This window comes from Streptomyces sp. CA-135486, assembly GCF_050936555.1.
GTDB lineage: Bacteria > Actinomycetota > Actinomycetes > Streptomycetales > Streptomycetaceae > Streptomyces.
The window spans coordinates 2,167,275-2,183,616 of sequence record NZ_JBNJMM010000001.1 but is presented as its reverse complement, the minus strand read 5'-3'; the positions used below and the strand labels follow the sequence as shown (position 1 = coordinate 2,183,616).

Below are 16,342 nucleotides of genomic sequence, written 5' to 3'. Positions count from 1 at the left end.
GAGCCGGCGACGAGGGCGGGGGCGGACCGGCCGCCCTCTTGCCCGGCGTGTGGGTGGGGGTTTGGGCGCGGCGCCTGTGTGCCAGAGATGGGACATGCTGCTGACCGAAGTCACCGAGGAAGTACAGGAAGCGCTGGCCGCCCACCGGCCCGTCGTCGCCCTGGAGTCGACGATCATCGCGCACGGGCTGCCCCGTCCGCGCAATCTGGCCGTCGCCGAAGAACTGGAAGGGCTCGTACGGTCCGGGGGCGCCGTCCCCGCGACCATTGCCGTGCTGGACGGGAAGGTCCAGGTCGGCCTGGACAAGCGCCAGTTGGAGCGGGTCGCAGGGGACGACGACGTACGCAAGCTCGGGCACCGGGATCTCGCACCCGCGCTGGCGGCAGGGGTGAGCGGAGCCACGACGGTGTCGGCGACCGCGTTTTTGGCTTCGCGGGCCGGGATCCGGGTCTTCGCGACCGGCGGGCTCGGCGGAGTGCACCGCGAGTGGACCGAGACGCAGGACGAGTCGGCGGACCTGCGGGTCCTTGCGCAGACCCGGATCGCGGTGGTGTGCGCGGGGGTGAAGTCGGTGCTGGACGTACCGGCGACGCTGCAGCGGCTGGAAACGCTGGGCGTCGGGATCGTCGGCTATGGCACGGACCGGTTCCCCGGCTTCTATCTGACCTCCTCCGGGGAGCCGGTCGACTGGACGGTCCATACGCCGGAGGAGACGGCGGAGGTGATCCGGGCCCAGGATGCGCTCGGCGGGCCGGACGCGGCGCTGATTGTCGCGAATCCGGTGCCGGAGGCCGATCAGCTGGATCCGGCGCTGCACGACCGGGTGCTCGGCGAGGCGCTGGACGAGTGCCGGGAGCGGGGCATCGTGGGACAGGCCGTGACCCCGTTCCTGCTCGACTATCTGATGCGGCTGACGGAGGGGGCTTCGCTGGAGGCCAATGTGGCGGCGGTACGCGGGAATGTGCGGTTGGCGGCGCAGATCGCGGCAGCCTTGTGCGCCGGGACGCACTGGGTGGGGACCGTGTGAGCCGGGACGCACTGGGTGGGGACCGTGTGAGCCGGGACGCGCTGGGGCGGGACCGAGGGAGCGAGGGCGACACGAGCCGGAACGCCGCGAGCCGGGGCGCGCTGCTCGTCATCGGTGACGTCGTCACCGACGTCGTCGCCCGCCATCACGCACCGCTCGCCCGGGGTACGGACACGGCGGCCCGGATTCGTATCCTGCCGGGCGGCGCGGGGGCCAACGCGGCCTGCTGGGCGGCGCGCCGGGGCTGCCCGGACGTACGGCTCCTGGCGCGCGTCGGTACCGACGAAGCGGCCTGGCACGACGCACGGCTGCGCGCCGCGGGCGTACGGCCTCTCCTCGTCCCCGATGCCGAGGCGCCGACGGCCACCGTCATCGCGTTCGTGGACGCGAGCGCCGAGCGGACGTTCCTCACCGACAGCGGCGCGGTGCTGCGCCTCTCCCCCGCCGACTGGTCGCCGGTGCTGCTCGACGGCGTGGCTCATCTGCACATCTCCGGCTATCTGCTCTTCGCCGACACCAGCCGCCGACTTGCCCTGCTGGCCATGGAGTCGGCGCGTGCCCGCGGCATTCCGGTGAGCGTGGACCCGGCCTCGGCCGGCTTCATCAAGGAGCTGGGCACAGACCGCACCCTGGCGGCGCTCGCAGGCGCTGATGTCCTCTTCCCGAACGCCGACGAGGCCCGACTTCTCACCGGCCTGCCCGACCCGGCCGACGCCGCCGCGAAACTGAGCCGCCATGTCCCCCTGACCGTCGTGACGCTGGGCGGCGCAGGCGCGCTCGTCGCGGAGTCGGGCACGGTCACGGCCCGCGTCCCGCCGGTGCCGGCGGACGCGGTGGACTCCACGGGCGCGGGCGACGCGTTCACGGGCGCGTTCCTCGCCGCCCGTCTTGCGGGGGCGGACGCGGCGACGGCAGCGGCCGAGGGCTGTCTCGCGGGCGCGCAGGCCGTGACACTGATCGGCGGCCGTCCGGATCAGCGCAGGCCGCCCCACGCGGGATGACGCGGATCGTCGGCCCGTACGACCACATCCGCGGCCGCGTCCGGTTCCACCTCGTCCTCGTACCGCTGATACGCGGGCAGTGTCCACCGCTCGCTCTCCGGCGTCGCCCGCCGCAGTGCCGCGGGCGACAGCCGCAGACGCACGGTGAGATCGAACGGGAACCAGTGCCCGAGCAGAAAAGGCCCGTGCAGCAACAGCACTCCGCCGGGCGGGAGTTCGACGTGCGGGCTCCTGGTGGCCCGGTCGGTCACGGGATCCCACAGATCGGGCAGCACCCGCCCGCTGCCGCCCGCCTCCAGCGGCCCGAAGACCTCCCGCCACAGCGCTCCGGTGTCGAACCAGCCGCTGTAGTACGTGTCGGGGTCCTCGCGCCCGTACTCGTACCGCAGCGAGGCGGGCCGCAGAAATCCGCCGGTCCCGACCACAAGGACACTCCGTCCGCGCAGCCGGAGCGCTTCCCCGACCCGCCCGGCGAGCTCCCCGCCCGGCGCGACGGGCGCCCCGTCGAAGCCGATCCGCAGCCAGGGGCTGCCGTCCTCAACCCCGGCCGCCATGACCCGGTCGACAAGGGCCTCGGTCAGCCGCTCCCAGGTGATCGCTTCGACTCGCACCCGTCCATCATCCACTTGGCTTGACCGTCGCCGCCGAAGGGCCGACCGGCAGCCCGTCCGCTACTTCCCGGCGCAGGCCGGCGCGTCCGCGTCGTCGGACAGCGGACTGCCCTTGGGCAGCAGATATGTCACGTACAGCACCACCGGCTCGGTGCCCAGGTTGCGCCCGATGTGCCGGTGCCGCGGCCCGGACGGCTCGACAAAGGCCGTGCCCGCAGGGGTCACCTCGACCGAGCAGTCGTCCAGAGTCCGCGTCAGCGTCCCGGACTTGACGACGGCGAGCAGCTGGCCGGCGTGCGAGTGCCAGCCGGTGGAGCCGCCCGGGGCGATCGTGATCGTCCGTACGACCACGTCGGTGCGGCCCTTGGCCTTCAGCTTCAGGGTTCCCTCCGAAACGCCCTGCGCGAGGACCGTGCCCGACACGCCGCTGCCGGGCGTGGCGTTCGCCGCGGACGGCACCGTCGCGAGTGCCGCGAGGCAGCCGATCAGAACCATCGACGTGCGTGTTCTGTCCTTGAACCCCATGGAAGCCCTCCACCTCACCGATGTCGCCAAAACGGCCTCAACGTACCGGAGGAGGGGGCGGTTCCGGGTCGGAAGACGGGAGCGGGCCCGGAGGCGTAGCCGGCCTCCGGACCCTGTGATGCCACCCATGTCGCACGCCGGCACGCTTGAGGGTCCGGGTCAGTCGTTATGTCGCCGCGTCCTGCCTTTGGACCACCGCGTATCGAGCTACGCGGGCCGGACTTGAACCGGCATCTCGACGCACCAGGGCCCGGGCCCGGTCGATCCGGCGATCGGCGGCGAATGCTGAGTCTGGAGCAATAGTCTGAGATTGATCGCGGTCTGCCTCTGCCGAATTGGGCTACCGCGGCCCGTACGTACGGAAAATGCCGCGGGGAGGAATCGAACCTCCACTGGAACCGCTCAGTCACGACAAGCTTCAGTTTCAGCTTGCGCTCCTCGCGCACCCCGCCCGCACACAGGCGGACGGGGAGTCATTGAGGCTACCCGAACAGGTAGCCGAAGACGGCGTCACCCACCCGCTGGTCGGTGACCTCCGTGCCATTGGCCTCCTCGCGGGCGAACTTCACCGCCTGCTGCAGCTTCTCCACCCGCTCGAGCAGTTCGTTCACCCGCCGCGCCGGCAGCGCACCGGAGAACTTCAGGGTCGTCCAGTAACCGACCGGAATGTCCTCGTAGTACACCTCGACCTGCGCCGGGTGCTTCTCGGTCGCCTCGGCCTTCACATGGTTGCGGGGCACCTTCTTCGTACGCAGCGTGCGCACCGCCTCCGTCTTCCAGGCGTCCGTCGACGGGTCCTGGGACCATGACTCGGAGGCGTCCAGCACCGGGAGCTTGCGCACAAAGGTGTTGATGTCCGTCAACTGCTTCTCCAGGAAGAGGAGATACGCAACCGGCACCTCGCTCACCAGAACGCGCCCGTCCACCGTCACATCGGCCCGCGCGGTGCAGTTGGCCCAGTCCTTGGTGGCGGTCACGTCGAACAGCCGCGTCAGCGTCTTCGCCGTCTCGCGCAGCACGTCCTCGGCCTTGACCTGGACCCGCGTGGATTCCGGCGGCAGTTGCTCGCCCTCCTCGTCCTTGGGCTGGTACGTACGCGAGATTCCGGCCAGCAGCGCAGGCTTCTGCAACCCGTGATGGGCCGCCGTCAGGTCCTGGTGCGCCTTGGACTTGACGCCTTTCTCGACTGCGATGATCTGATTGAGTTTCGCCACGTCGATCAAGCTACCAAGACCGCTCACGCGCGCTCGAACGATTAATCAGATGCCTCGTTCAAGTCCTCTGGGGAGTACGCACCATGGAGACAGCTGTCATCGCGGTCATCGGCACTTTGCTCGGCTCGGTGGCCACCCATTACTTCCAGCGTCAGACGGCCGAGCGCGCGGCTGTCCTCAGCCGTGCCGAACAGCTGCGCCAGGAGCGGATCTCCGCGTACAGCGCCTTCGCGGGCGCGCTCGTCGACTACCGGCGCGGCCAGAACGACCGCTGGCACCGTGCGCAGCAGGCGCCGGGCAGCATGACGGCCGAAGAGGCGCGCATCGACTCCTACCGGCTGCGCTCAAGTGCTCATCAGGCCCTGATCCGCGTCCAGTTGGTGTGCGACGACTCGCAGGCGCTGGACCTTGCGGCGGCCGCCTTCGAGGTGACGAACTGCATGCACGAGGCGCCGGACGAGTCGGACCGCTCGCAGCGTTCGGAGCAGGCGCGCGAGACGCTGTCGGAGTTCATCGGGGCGGCGGCGCCGGGGGTGCGCTGAGGGTGCGCAGGGGGCTGCCACCGAGGTACGCGGCGATGTCCTCGACGGCCTGCCGGAAGTAACCCTCGTAGTTGCGCCGGGTGACATAGCCGAGGTGCGGCAGCCCGAGGAAGTGCGGAGCGGTCCGCAGCGGGTCGTCGGCGGGCAGCGGTTCGTGCTCGAAGACGTCCGATCCGGCGCCGGCGATCCAGCCGTCGTGCAGAGCCCGTACGAGAGCGGCCTGGTCGACGATCGCGGCGCGCGATGTGTTGACGAGGTAGGCCGTACGCCGCATCCTCTTCAGCTCGCTCGCCCCGATGAGACCGCGGGTGCGGTCGCTGAGCTGGAGATGTACGGAGACGAAGTCACCGGCTTCGAGGAGCTCTTCGAGGGAGTGCGCGCGTACGACACCGTGCTCGGCGGCCCGCTCGTCGGTGAGGTTCCGGCTCCAGGCCATGACCTCCATGCCGAAGGCCCGGCCGACCCGGGCGACCTTTGCGCCAATCTTCCCGAGGCCGAGGAGCGCGAGGCTGCGGCCGTGCAGATCGGCGCCGATCGTGGACTGCCAGGGACCGCACGCGCGCAGGGACGAGGCCTCCTGCACCACACCGCGCGCAAGGCCGAGGATCAGCGCCCAGGTCAGCTCGGCGGGCGGTTCGGAGCTGCTGGCGGTACCGCACACGGTGACGCCGTGCCGGGCGGCTGCTTCGAGGTCGATGGAGGCATTGCGCATACCGGAGGTGATCAGCAGTCTGAGCCGCGGCAGCCGCGCGAACATCGACTCGGGGAAGGGAGTCCGCTCCCGCATCACGACGAGGATCTCGCAGTCGCCGACGGCTTCGGCCACCTCCTCCTCCGTGGTGAAGTGGCTCTGCAGTGAACGGACGTCAATGTCCTTGGCGACCGCCGACCAGTCGGCCATGGACAGCGCGACGTCCTGGTAGTCGTCGAGAACGGCGCAGCGCAGCTTCATGGGAGCGGAGCGTACATGGATCTGGTGGTGATCCAGCCACTGAAAGGGCGGCACTGCGCGGAGTGCCGTCAGGGGCCGCTGTCCATGCATCTGCTGGAGTTCAACGCGCCGGTCTGCCTGGACTGCGCCGACATCGCCCATCTCGTTTTCCTGCCGCGCGGCAGTGCCGCGCTCACCCGCCGTGCCCGCGAGGCGAGTTCGCTGTGGGCGGTCGTGGTCCGCTTCAACCGCCGGCGGAGGCGGTACGAACGCCAGGGGATCCTCGTCGAGGAGGCGGCGCTGGCCCGCGCCGAGTCGGCGTGCCTGGCGGACGCGGATGCGCGGGCCCGGCGGCGCGAGCGGGACGCGGTGCGCCGTGCGGCCGATGACATACGGTTCACGGCCGCTCTGACGGCCGAGATACTGCGGCTGTTCCCGGGCTGTCCGCCCGCCCGCGCCCAGGACATCGCCGCCCACGCCTCGGTGCGGGGCAGCGGCCGGGTGGGCCGCACCGCGGCGGGCCGCTCCTTGACGCAGGGGGCGGTCACGGCCGCGGTGCGGGCCTCCGTACGGCATCTCGACACGGACTACGACACCCTGCTGACCGCCGGGGTCGCCCGCCACTGAGGCGCGGGCGCGGGTGGCGGCGGTGATCGAGGGGGTGCTGGCGTCCTGGCATGGGCCGACGGACCGCTAGGACCCGGAGGCGGGTGACTGGGGGACCCGTGGGCGCCAGGACTGGCGAGCGGTGACCAGGACCGGCGAGCGGCCGCTAGGACTCGCGGGCGGGCCGGAAACGGCGGTAGAGGACGGTACCGCCGAGCAGCAGTGCGGCACCGGCGGGCACGGCGAGGCCGACCGGCCCGGAGCCGGTGTGGGCGAGGGACTCGTCCGGTCCGGGCGCCTGGGGGCGCGGCGCCGGAGCGTGGGGCTTCGGCGGGGTGGCGGGCCGCGCGCTGGTCTCGTCGCCTTTGCTACCCGTCGTAGTCCTGGATTCGGCGCCCCTTGCGGCGCTCGGTCAACGCGGGCAAATGCTCGGCCAGTTCGGCGACGACGGCGGGCACATCCAGGGTCAGCAGCCTCCGGTCCCGCATCAGAATCCGCCCGTCGACGACGGTGGTGCGTACGTCGCCGGAGCGGGCGCTGTGCACAAGGGTCGCGGCAATGTCGTGCAGCGGCTGCGTGTGCGGCCCGCTGAGATCGACCAGAATCAGATCGGCCCGCCGCCCGGGGGCGAGCGCACCGATCCGGTCGCCGAGCCCGATGGCCGGCGCGCTCTGGGCGGTCGCGTGATCGAGCGCCTGGCGGGCGGTCAGCCAGGTCGGGTCGTTCTCCACGGACTTCTGTACGAGCGCGGTGAGCGCCATGCTCTCCCACACATCGAGCGTGTTGTTCGACGCGGCCCCGTCGGTGGCGAGTCCGACCGGAATCCCCGCGGCGGCCAGCGCCCGGAGCGGCGTGGTGTCCCAGCCGAACTTGAGATACCCCCGGGGCGCAGTGGCCACCGCGATCCGCCCGGCGCCCCGCTGCAGCACCGCCAGATCCTTCTCGGTGATCCCGGTCCCGTGCGCGATGAGCAGATCCACGTCCAGCAGTCCGGTCCGCTCGAGCACCTCGATGGGTGTACGCCCGTACCGTTCAAGGCTGTTCTCCGTCTGCGTCCTGTTCTCGGCCGCGTGAATGTGCACCAGCAGCCCATGCTGCCGGGCCAGCTGAGCGGTCACCGCCAGATCGGCGTCGTCGACGGTGTACGGCGCATGGGGAGCGAGCGAGGTACTGATCCGCCCGTGTGCCGCCCCCCGCATCCGCAGCGCGAAGTCGAGTGACCGCTCCCGCCCCTCGGCGCCCTGACTGGAGAAGTAGGCCAAGCCGAGATTGGCCCGCAGCCCGCTCTCCACCACGGCTGCGGCCACCTTGTCCATCGAGAAGTAGTGGTCGGCGAAGGCGGTGACCCCGCCCCGGATCATCTCGGCACACGCCAGCCGCGCCCCGAGCTCCACGACATGCTCGGTCAGGTTGGACTCGATGGGCCAGATCCAGTCGTTGAACCACTGCTCGACGGGCATGTCCTCGGCGATCCCGCGCAGGGCGACCATCGGCGAGTGGGTATGGCAGTTGATCAGCCCCGGCATGGCGAGCTGCCCACGCCCGTCGATCCGCTCGACGGCGGGGAGCCCGGCCACGGCACGCTCGGAGGTGACGGCCTCGATGAGCCGGCCGCGTACCACGACGGCGGCGTCCTGGAGGAAGCCGATCCCCGTCTCTTCGTCGTGTACGAGGGCGATGCACCCGTCAATGACCAGATCCGCGGGCCGCTCGGCGTCCGCAGCAACCATGTGGTCCTCCTCCTGACGTCCTCGGGCTCCCAGTCTGTCGGTCCGGCTCTGCCCGCGGACACATCGAGGGATGCGCTCGTGTGGGTGGTTTCTGGACGAATTCGGCGTCCCGGCGCACTGTTTCGTGGCCCCCTTGGTGGCGTCGCGACGCACGTGGCAGCCGCCCTGCGGCCCCCGATGGAAGGACCCGCTCCCGTGCCCACCTTGAAGCAGCGCACTCTCCTTGCCGCCGCCGGTGCCACCGTCGCCGTACTGGCAGTGGGTGCGCCCGCCTCCACCGCCGCGCTCGGCGGTGAACACGCGAAGGCACCCAGGGCCGTGTCCGCTGCGGCGCGTGGGGCGGCGTACATCGAGACGCGGCTGTTCTTCGGTACGGAGCGTCCCGACGGCGGCCCCGATGTGACCGACCGGGAGTTCATGGCGTTCATCGACCGGAGTGTCACGCCGGGTTTCCCGTCCGGGCTGACAGTCCAGGACGGCCGCGGACAGTGGCGGGACTCCAACGGCACCATCGAACGGGAGCGTTCGTACGAGCTGATCCTGCTCTACCCGGCCGCGGAGGCACACGTGCGCGACCCGCAGATCGAGCGGATCCGCGAGGCCTACGTCGCGGCGTACGCACAGGACTCGGTGGCCCGGCTGGACGAGCCGACGCTCGCCGACTTCTGAGAGCGCGGCCTTCCTGCGCGGCCGCCTGATGAGCGCCCCGGCTCAGTAGCGCACGGGCAGGGAGAGCAGACCACGGGCACGCAGCGAAGGCCGCCACCGCAGTTCGCCGTACGGGACGTCGAGATCCAGCCGTGGAAACCTCTCCAGCAGCGCGGCCAGCGCGATCTCCGTCTCCATCCGGGCCAGGGGGGCGCCCAGGCAGTAGTGGATGCCATGGCCGAGCGCGAGATGGCCGGTGGCGTCGCGGCCGATGTCGAGGCGGTCGGGGTCGGTGAAACGCTGCGGATCGCGGTGGGCGGCCGCGAGTGAGAGCAGGACGGTCTCACCCGCCGGGATCGTGACGCCACCGATGGTGATGTCCTCGACGGGGAAGCGGCGGATGGCCAGCGGGGCTGGGCCGTCGTAACGGGCGAACTCTTCGACGGCGCCGCCCAGTCGGCCAGGGTCGGCGCGGAGCGCGGCCAGTTGGTCGGGGTGGCTGAGCAGGGCCAGGGTGGCGTTGCCGATGAGGTGGACGGTGTTCTCGTATCCACCGAACAGGATGACGAAGGCCAGGGACATGAGCTCGTCCTCGCTCAGCCGGTCTTCCTCGTCGCGTACCGCGATCATGGCGGAGAGCAGGTCGTCGGCCGGCTCGGCGCGCTTGCGGGCGATGAGCTCGGTGAAGAACGCCAGCATGGCACCGACCGCTTCCTTCGCCCGTGACGGCTCCGCAGGGTCCGGGGCAACAAGGGCGTCGGTCCACGCCCGGAAATCGCGCCGGTCTTCAGGGGCCACGCCGAGCAGATCACAGATGACGTTGATCGGCAGAGGCGCGGCGTACGAGGCGATCAGGTCGGCGCGTCCGTGCGGGGCGATGGCGTCCAGCAGCTGATCGGCTGTTTTCCGGATCGGCTCGCGCAGCTGCGCGACGCGACGCGGGGTGAACGCCTGGGACACCAGACGCCGGATGCGGGTGTGGTCCGGCGGGTCCATGTTGAGCAGATTCGCGTCCAGCGCCGGCGGCAGCGCCATCCCCCGGTAGCCGCCGGGTGCCGCGTTGCGCTTGTCCAGGGAGAGCCGGGGATCGGCGAGTGCCTGGCGTACGTCGTCGTAGCGGGTGACCAGCCAGGCCGGCAGCCCGTCCGTCCCAGCGATGCGGTGTACGGGCCCGGCCTCGCGGAGCCGCGCGTACACGACGTAGGGGTCGGCCATCAGCTCGCTCGTCGGATCTTGGAGTGCCATGACTCCACCCTAGACAGAGGCGAGCAACACAGGCTCGGTCAGGCGAAGTTCTCGCTGAGGTAGCGGGTAAGGGCGTCGCTGGTACGGGACAGCTCGGCGGCCTGCTCGGAAACGCTGTCGCGGATCTCGCGGATCTTCGCCAGCAGTGTGGGGCAGACCTCGGGCTGCCGTCCCGCCGCGCCTTCGCAGGGCAGGATGTCGCGGATCTTGTCAGTCGGCAGTCCGATGGCCAGCAGCGCACGGATGCGGAGGACCACTTCGGGTGCTTCAGGACCGTAGTCGCGATACCCATTGGCCCGGCGTTCGGACGTGAGGATGCCCTGCTGCTCGTAGTAGCGCAGCGAGCGGGTGCTGACGCCGGTCGCTCGACTCAACTCGCCGATCGTCATGCTTCTCCACTCGCAGTCGCTTACCGCTCGGACGCTTCCTTGACCTTGACACTGATGTCAAAGTTTAGCGTCGGCGCATGAGCACTCGTTCTCCCCGATTTCCTGCCTTCTCATGGTCCACCGATGACATGCCCGACCTGGCCGGACGTACCGCCGTCGTCACTGGCGCCGCAAGCGGTCTCGGACTGGCGATCACAAGAGCGCTTGTCGCCCACGGCGCACGAGTCGTCATGGCGGTGAGGAACACAGCCAAGGCCGAACTCGTGCGCGCCGAACTGCCCCAGGGTCCGGGTGAAGCGGTGGTGATGGAACTCGACCTGCTCGACCTGGCCTCGGTGCGCCGGTTCACGGCCGCGTTGCACGACCGGTTCACGGCGGTCGACCTGCTGATCGAGAACGCCGGGATCAGCAGCCAGTCGCTCACGTTGAGCGCCGAGGGCGTGGAGAGCCAGTTCGCGACGAACCACCTGGGCCACTTCGCGCTGACCGGTCTGCTGCTGGATCTGCTCGGCAAAGGCCATGATCCGCGGATCGTCGTCGTCGCGTCCGCGCTGTATACGAGCGCCGACTTGGACCTGGACCGTCTCGACGGTAGTGGCACCTACTCACCGGGCCGGGCCTACAACCGCTCGAAGCTCGCCAACGTACTCTTCGGCCGCGAACTCCAAAGTCGCCTGCAAGCGACTGGCTCCACGGTCAGAAGCTTCGTCGCCCACCCGGGCATGGCGAAGACACCGCTGCACACCACCTACCCCTCACCCGCGCTGCGGCTCGTGACGAAAACGGTGGCGGCGCTGATCGGACGGCCCGCAGAACAAGCTGTCGTTCCGATCCTCTACGCCGCCACCTGCCCCGACGCGGTGCCGGACAGCTTCTACGGCCCGACCGGCCCCAAGCTCCACGCGCGCGTGCAGCGCGCGGCGTTCACCGGCCCAGGCCTCGACCACGACACAGCCTGGGCCCTATGGGAGAAATCACAACAACTCGCCGGTGTCCACTACCTCAACGGCTGAGCGGCAGGACCCCCGTCCTCCTGGACGGTTCACGGGCGGGCGGCGCAAGCGACGGCGCCCGCCGTATTCCGGCCCCGCAATGGGCAGTTCTCCCCCATGACGGATCGCCCACTGCTCCTTCTGGACGTCGACGGCCCCCTCAACCCGTACGCGGCCCGCCTCCCCCGCCTGCGCGGCTACGCGACACACCGCCTGCACCCCTCGTACTGGCTGACACGTACGGATCTGCGGCGCGCCCCTCGACCACGAGGCGATCGTCATCGACCGGCGGATCGCGATCCTCGCCGGAACACCGGCCGACGGAACACGGACCTACACGGTGGTACGGGCCCCGGCCGTCGTCGACGGCGTCAGGTCGCTGTTCCGTGCGGCCTGGGAGAACGCCACCGACCTGGCCGACTTCCGGCACAGGCGGCCGCACGCACTGGGCGACGAGGCGCGCCGGATCCTGCGGATGCTCAGCGAAGGACACACCGACGAGACCGCGTCGCGCCAACTCGGCATGTCTCTGCGGACCTACCGCCGACGTGTCGCCGAACTCATGGCGCTCCTTGGCGCCACATCCCGTTTCCAGGCCGGCATCCGCGCCCGGGAGTTCGACAGCGGGATCTGACGCCACGGGCTGGTGCCGATGCGGGCCCGGCCACCCGCGCTGTGGTGGGTTCGCCGGGTCCGCCCAGGCTGCTGCGGCTGTTCGTCACCTGCCCAGCAGCGCCGTGAGTGCGCCCACCGGGTCGGCGTCGGGGGTGCCGCGGGGCCACCAGTCCTCGCGGTCCGGGTCCGACTCATAGCCGTACCAGAGGCCGTCGCGGCCGAAGCGGAGCTGGAGGGAGCTCGTGGAGAGGTGGTTGTGCCAGGGGCGGAAGTGCGGAAAGTCCGCTGCGATGAGGGCGGGGCGGGCGCGGTCGAACGGCCCCGCGGGCGGGTCCCAGGGCTCTTCGAGTACGGCGAGGGCCGCGAGGCCGCCCTGCCGCCAGGCGGCCACCGCGCGGGCCAGGTCGGTGGGGGTGCGGTCGGTGGCGGCGGCGAGATCGCGGTAGAGGGCACGGGTGGAGGCCGTCAGACCGGAGCCGGGGTGGGCTGCGGCCAGGCGGACCGCGTCCTGCCAGCGGGTCAGCCGGGCGGTGGGGTCGGCGCCTGTGGTGAGGAGGGTGTGGGCACGCGAGGCCGCCTCGGTGGCGAGGAGGTCCAGGGCAAGAGGGTCGGGCGCGCCGGTCAGTTGGGGATAGGCCGGTGGGCGGCCCGGATGGGCGGGCGCGGGGAACGGGGGCGGCAGGGCCGGGAGCGAGCGCGGGGCGAGCGCCTCGCCGGCCGGGACAGTCGGCACGGGCGCGGCGGTCGCGGCGCCGGCGCGCTCGGCCGCCGACCGGGTGGCGTTGCGATGGGAGAGGTCGGCGAGGATTTCGCGCTCGCCGCGGCCGCGCAGCAGAAAGAGCGCGAACGGGTCCTCGTCGAGCAGCCTGGCCGTCTGGTAGCAGAGAGCGGCCGCGTGCTTGCAGGGGTAACCGTCGTCCGGGCAGGAGCAGTCGGGGATCAGGTCGCCGGGCGTGGGCAGCAGGTCCGCCACGGTCGCAAGCGCGTGCGGCACGTCCTTGTCGAGCAGCGCGGCGATATGGTCGGGACGGGCCGCCGCCGCGGCCAGGAAGTCGTCCCAGTCGTCGTCGCCGAGGGTCCGGAGCCGGATCTCCGTACGGTACGGGCGCGGTCTGCTGCCGTGGACGTACGCCATGACCCGCCCGGGCGTGACGGTGATCGCGTCGACATGGCCACGGGCCGCATACGCGCGCCCCCGGGCGAGCCGGGCCCGGTCCAGCGCGGTGTCCTCCAGTGCCTCCACCCAGGCGTTGCCCCACCAGCTGGAGGCGAACTCCTCGCCGCCCAGGGGCTCCAGGGCGGGGAACGTCCGCCGGCGGTCGTCGTGGCGGGGACGGGTGGGTTGGGAGCGCGGGGTCATGACGGCCTCCGCAGCGAGACGAGGTCGGCCAGCTCACGGTCGGTCAGCTCGGTCAGGGCGGCCTCGCCGGAGCCGAGGACCGCGTCGGCCAACGCCTGCTTGGACGCGAGCATTTCGGCGATCCGGTCCTCCACCGTGCCCTCCGCGATCAGCCGGTGGACCTGCACCGGCTGCGTCTGGCCGATGCGGTACGCCCGGTCCGTCGCCTGTTCCTCGACCGCCGGGTTCCACCAGCGGTCGAAGTGGATCACATGGCCGGCCCGGGTCAGATTCAGACCTGTGCCGGCGGCTTTGAGGGAGAGGATGAAGACCGGGATCTCGCCGGACTGGAAGCGGTCCACCATGCGTTCGCGCTCCGCCACGGGGGTGCCGCCGTGCAGGAGCTGGGACGGGATCGCCCGGGATGTGAGGTGCGCCGACAGCAGGCGGGCCATGGAGACGTACTGGGTGAAGATCAGGACCGAGCCGTCCTCGGACAGGATCGTCTCCACGAGCTCGTCGAGGAGGGCCAGTTTGCCGGAGCGGCCCGCCAGCCGGACGGCGCCGGCGCCTGCCGCGGCGCCGTGCTCTTTCCGGCTGTGCTCCTTCAAGCTGTGCTCGTTCAAGCTGTGCTCTTTCAAATACTGCGCGGGATGGTTGCAGATCTGCTTGAGCCCGGTCAGCAGCTTCATCACCAGGCCGCGTCGCGCGATGCCCTCCGCCCCCTCGATCGCCGCCATCGTCTCCCGTACGACCGCCTCGTACAGCGACGCCTGTTCGCGGGTGAGGGCCACGGGGTGGTCGGACTCCGTCTTCGGCGGCAGCTCGGGCACGATGCCGGGATCTGACTTCTTCCGGCGCAGGAGGAAGGGGCGGACCAGCCGGGCCAGCCGCTCGACCGCGTCCTCGTCCTCGCCGTTCTCCACCAGGCGCGCGTGGCGGGAACGGAAGGCCTTCAGCGGGCCGAGCAGTCCCGGCGTCGTCCAGTCCAGCAGAGCCCACAGTTCGGAGAGGTTGTTCTCCACGGGGGTGCCGGTCAGCGCGACCCGGGCGGGGGTGGGGATGGTGCGCAGAGCCTTGGCCGTCGCCGAGAACGGGTTCTTGACGTGCTGCGCCTCGTCGGCGACGACCATCCCCCAGGTGTGCGCGGCAAGTCGGTCCGCACTCGTGCGCATGGTGCCGTACGTGGTGAGGACGAAGCCACCGTCCAGCTCGGGCAGGGTGCGGTCGGCGCCGTGGAAGCGGCGCACCGGCACGTCGGGGGCGAAGCGGGCGATCTCCCGCTGCCAGTTGCCCAGCAGCGAGGCCGGGCAGACGACCAGTGTCGGGGCCTCGCGGTCGCGGTGGAGGTGCAGGGCGATCACCGTGACCGTCTTGCCGAGGCCCATGTCGTCGGCCAGGCAGCCGCCGAGCCCGAGCGAGGTCATCAGGTCCAGCCAGGCGAGGCCCCGCAGCTGGTAGTCCCGCAGGGTGGCGGCCAGCCCCGCCGGGGGTGCGACGGGGGCCGAGGCCGCTGTGAGCCGGTCACGCAGGCTCGCCAGCGCGCCGGTCGGCACCGCCTCCACCGTCTCGCCGTTCACCTCGGCCGTGCCGGTCAGGGCCACGGCCAGCGCGTCGACCGGCTGCAACAGCCCCAGTTCCCGCTTGCGCGCCTTGCGTACGAGATCGGGGTCGACCACCACCCACTGGTCCCGCAGCCGCACGATCGGGCGGTGCGACTCGGCCAGCGCGTCCATCTCGCGCTCGGTCAGCGGTTCGCCGTCGAGCGCCAACTGCCAGTTGAACTTGAGCAGTTCCGCGCTGTCGAAGAACGGGGTGCCGTCCGTCGCCGAGCCGGGCGCCGACCGCACGACGGCGGCGGCCGAGAGCGTACGCGCCAGCTCCTTCGGCCAGTGCACGGCCACTCCGGCGGCGGCCAGCCGCGCCGCCCCCGGCCCGAGCAGTTCGTACAACTCGTCCTCGGTGAGCGGCAGCACATCGGGCGCCTCCCGCTCGAGCAGCCGGGCCAGCGGCGGCCAGACCCGGGCCGCGCGGCGCAGCGCAAGCACCGCGTCGATCCGGGCGCGCGGCCCGAAGTCCTCGTCCCCGTCCCCCGCCCACAGCCGGGCCGCGTCGATCACGAGCGTCGGGTCGGCCAGGCTGTGCACCTGGACGACTGCCGCGCCGGCACTTCGCTCCGCACCGTCCTCCTCCGCCATGTCGAAGAGCTCGTACGCGGACAGGTCGAGGCGCAGCGAGACCCGCACCCCCGCGTCCATGCCCGCCGCGGCCTCCGCGGCCCACTCGCGCGCCCCTGGCAGATGCTGGGCGCCCGCGGCCGCGAACGGCGCCCCCGCGGCATACGCGGCGGCGGGCGTGCGGGGCAGCGTGTCGGCCACCGCGTCGAAGAAGGACCGCACCAGCGCCTCGGGGTCGGGCAGCCGCAGCGGCCGCAGCCCTGGGACCGGGGCGGCATGCGCCTCGTACGGCATGGCTGCGGCGACGGCCCGCAGCTGGGCGATGTCGTCCGCGTCCAGCGGGCCCGCGCGCCAGGCGTCATGGTCGGTCGCGGTCAGCCCGGGCAGCAGTCGGCCGCGCGCCGCCAGGTGGAGAGCGTGCAGCGCTGCCGCCCCCCAGCAGGCCGCTGCGGGGTGCGCGGCCGGGTCGTGACGGGCGCGGGTCAGCAGCGGCAGGGCCTCGGAGACCGGCAGCAGCACGGCGGGCACGGCGCGGCTGCGGATGCCGGTGCCATGGCGGTACACGACGGTGAGCTCACCGGTCGCATCAGGTGACCGCTCTCCGGTCGCATCCAGTGACCGGTCGCCGTCCGGGTCCCAGAAGGCGACCTTGCCCTCGCGCGGGAGGGCGGCCGGGACGAAGACCGCGGCACAGGTGTGCAGCGCCTCCCACGGCATGGGTCACCTCCTCCCGTCGATCGCGTACGAACC

The 16,342-nt window shown here is 71.6% G+C and carries 15 protein-coding genes and 1 pseudogene; 7 read left to right on the top strand and 9 right to left on the bottom strand.

Features of this window, described 5'->3' with window-relative positions; genetic code table 11:
- Window positions 1–94 precede the first annotated feature (94 nt).
- Window positions 95–1,027: a pseudouridine-5'-phosphate glycosidase gene (locus ACQEVG_RS09895; protein ID WP_432980099.1), complete on the top strand. Its 933-nt coding sequence runs from the start codon at window positions 95–97 to the stop codon at window positions 1,025–1,027.
- Window positions 1,028–1,068: 41 nt separating this feature from the next.
- Window positions 1,069–2,028, top strand: coding sequence for a carbohydrate kinase family protein (locus ACQEVG_RS09890; protein ID WP_432985210.1), 960 nt, complete (start codon window positions 1,069–1,071; stop codon window positions 2,026–2,028).
- On the opposite strand, the gene ACQEVG_RS09885 is transcribed toward ACQEVG_RS09890, so the two are convergent.
- The 3 genes from ACQEVG_RS09885 to ACQEVG_RS09875 form a co-directional block, all read right to left on the bottom strand.
- A complete protein-coding gene (locus ACQEVG_RS09885; RefSeq protein ID WP_432980097.1) occupies window positions 2,001–2,639 on the bottom strand; it encodes a uridine kinase in 639 nt (212 codons plus the stop codon). The two genes, ACQEVG_RS09890 and ACQEVG_RS09885, sit on opposite strands and share 28 nt — an antisense overlap.
- Window positions 2,640–2,699: 60 nt before the next feature.
- On the bottom strand, window positions 2,700–3,164 hold the full coding sequence (locus ACQEVG_RS09880) for a cupin domain-containing protein (RefSeq protein ID WP_432980095.1): 465 nt from the start codon (window positions 3,162–3,164) through the stop codon (window positions 2,700–2,702).
- Between the two features lie 482 nt (window positions 3,165–3,646).
- On the bottom strand, window positions 3,647–4,378 hold the full coding sequence (locus ACQEVG_RS09875) for a hypothetical protein (RefSeq protein WP_432980092.1): 732 nt from the start codon (window positions 4,376–4,378) through the stop codon (window positions 3,647–3,649).
- A gap of 83 nt (window positions 4,379–4,461) precedes the next feature.
- Between ACQEVG_RS09875 and ACQEVG_RS09870 the strand changes: the two genes are divergently transcribed.
- A complete protein-coding gene (locus ACQEVG_RS09870; RefSeq protein ID WP_432980089.1) occupies window positions 4,462–4,920 on the top strand; it encodes a hypothetical protein in 459 nt (152 codons plus the stop codon).
- Here the strand turns inward: ACQEVG_RS09870 and ACQEVG_RS09865 are convergent.
- Window positions 4,889–5,872 carry a D-2-hydroxyacid dehydrogenase family protein gene (locus ACQEVG_RS09865; protein ID WP_432980086.1) on the bottom strand — a complete coding sequence of 328 codons (984 nt, stop codon included), beginning with the start codon at window positions 5,870–5,872 and terminating at the stop codon, window positions 4,889–4,891. The genes ACQEVG_RS09870 and ACQEVG_RS09865 overlap by 32 nt on opposite strands.
- 15 nt (window positions 5,873–5,887) lie before the next feature.
- On the opposite strand from ACQEVG_RS09865, the pseudogene ACQEVG_RS09860 reads away from it, so the two are divergent.
- Window positions 5,888–6,548, top strand: a pseudogene (locus ACQEVG_RS09860) (DUF2293 domain-containing protein).
- Between the two features lie 277 nt (window positions 6,549–6,825).
- On the opposite strand, the gene ACQEVG_RS09855 reads toward ACQEVG_RS09860, so the two are convergent.
- On the bottom strand, window positions 6,826–8,187 hold the full coding sequence (locus ACQEVG_RS09855) for an amidohydrolase (RefSeq protein WP_432980083.1): 1,362 nt from the start codon (window positions 8,185–8,187) through the stop codon (window positions 6,826–6,828).
- A 177-nt stretch (window positions 8,188–8,364) separates the two neighbouring features.
- On the opposite strand from ACQEVG_RS09855, the gene ACQEVG_RS09850 reads away from it, so the two are divergent.
- On the top strand, window positions 8,365–8,856 hold the full coding sequence (locus ACQEVG_RS09850) for a DUF3574 domain-containing protein (protein ID WP_432985207.1): 492 nt from the start codon (window positions 8,365–8,367) through the stop codon (window positions 8,854–8,856).
- A 42-nt stretch (window positions 8,857–8,898) separates the two neighbouring features.
- On the opposite strand, the gene ACQEVG_RS09845 is transcribed toward ACQEVG_RS09850, so the two are convergent.
- Both ACQEVG_RS09845 and ACQEVG_RS09840 read right to left on the bottom strand, forming a co-directional pair.
- Complete coding sequence (locus ACQEVG_RS09845) at window positions 8,899–10,080, bottom strand: cytochrome P450 family protein (RefSeq protein WP_432980080.1); 1,182 nt, start codon at window positions 10,078–10,080, stop codon at window positions 8,899–8,901.
- A gap of 38 nt (window positions 10,081–10,118) precedes the next feature.
- Complete coding sequence (locus ACQEVG_RS09840; protein ID WP_432980077.1) at window positions 10,119–10,469, bottom strand: MerR family transcriptional regulator; 351 nt, start codon at window positions 10,467–10,469, stop codon at window positions 10,119–10,121.
- A 77-nt stretch (window positions 10,470–10,546) separates the two neighbouring features.
- Here ACQEVG_RS09840 and ACQEVG_RS09835 point away from each other — a divergent pair, with 77 nt between their 5' ends.
- A complete protein-coding gene (locus ACQEVG_RS09835) occupies window positions 10,547–11,482 on the top strand; it encodes an SDR family NAD(P)-dependent oxidoreductase (RefSeq protein ID WP_432980074.1) in 936 nt (311 codons plus the stop codon).
- Window positions 11,483–11,801: 319 nt separating this feature from the next.
- Window positions 11,802–12,095, top strand: a complete 294-nt coding sequence (locus ACQEVG_RS09830) for a DNA-binding response regulator (RefSeq protein ID WP_432985504.1) — start codon at window positions 11,802–11,804, stop codon at window positions 12,093–12,095.
- Window positions 12,096–12,179: 84 nt separating this feature from the next.
- On the opposite strand, the gene ACQEVG_RS09825 is transcribed toward ACQEVG_RS09830, so the two are convergent.
- Both ACQEVG_RS09825 and ACQEVG_RS09820 read right to left on the bottom strand, forming a co-directional pair.
- Window positions 12,180–13,436, bottom strand: a complete 1,257-nt coding sequence (locus ACQEVG_RS09825) for an SWIM zinc finger family protein (RefSeq protein WP_432980071.1) — start codon at window positions 13,434–13,436, stop codon at window positions 12,180–12,182.
- A complete protein-coding gene (locus ACQEVG_RS09820; RefSeq protein WP_432980068.1) occupies window positions 13,433–16,309 on the bottom strand; it encodes a DEAD/DEAH box helicase in 2,877 nt (958 codons plus the stop codon). The genes ACQEVG_RS09825 and ACQEVG_RS09820 overlap by 4 nt, the downstream gene beginning before the upstream one ends.
- Window positions 16,310–16,342: the final 33 nt, after the last annotated feature.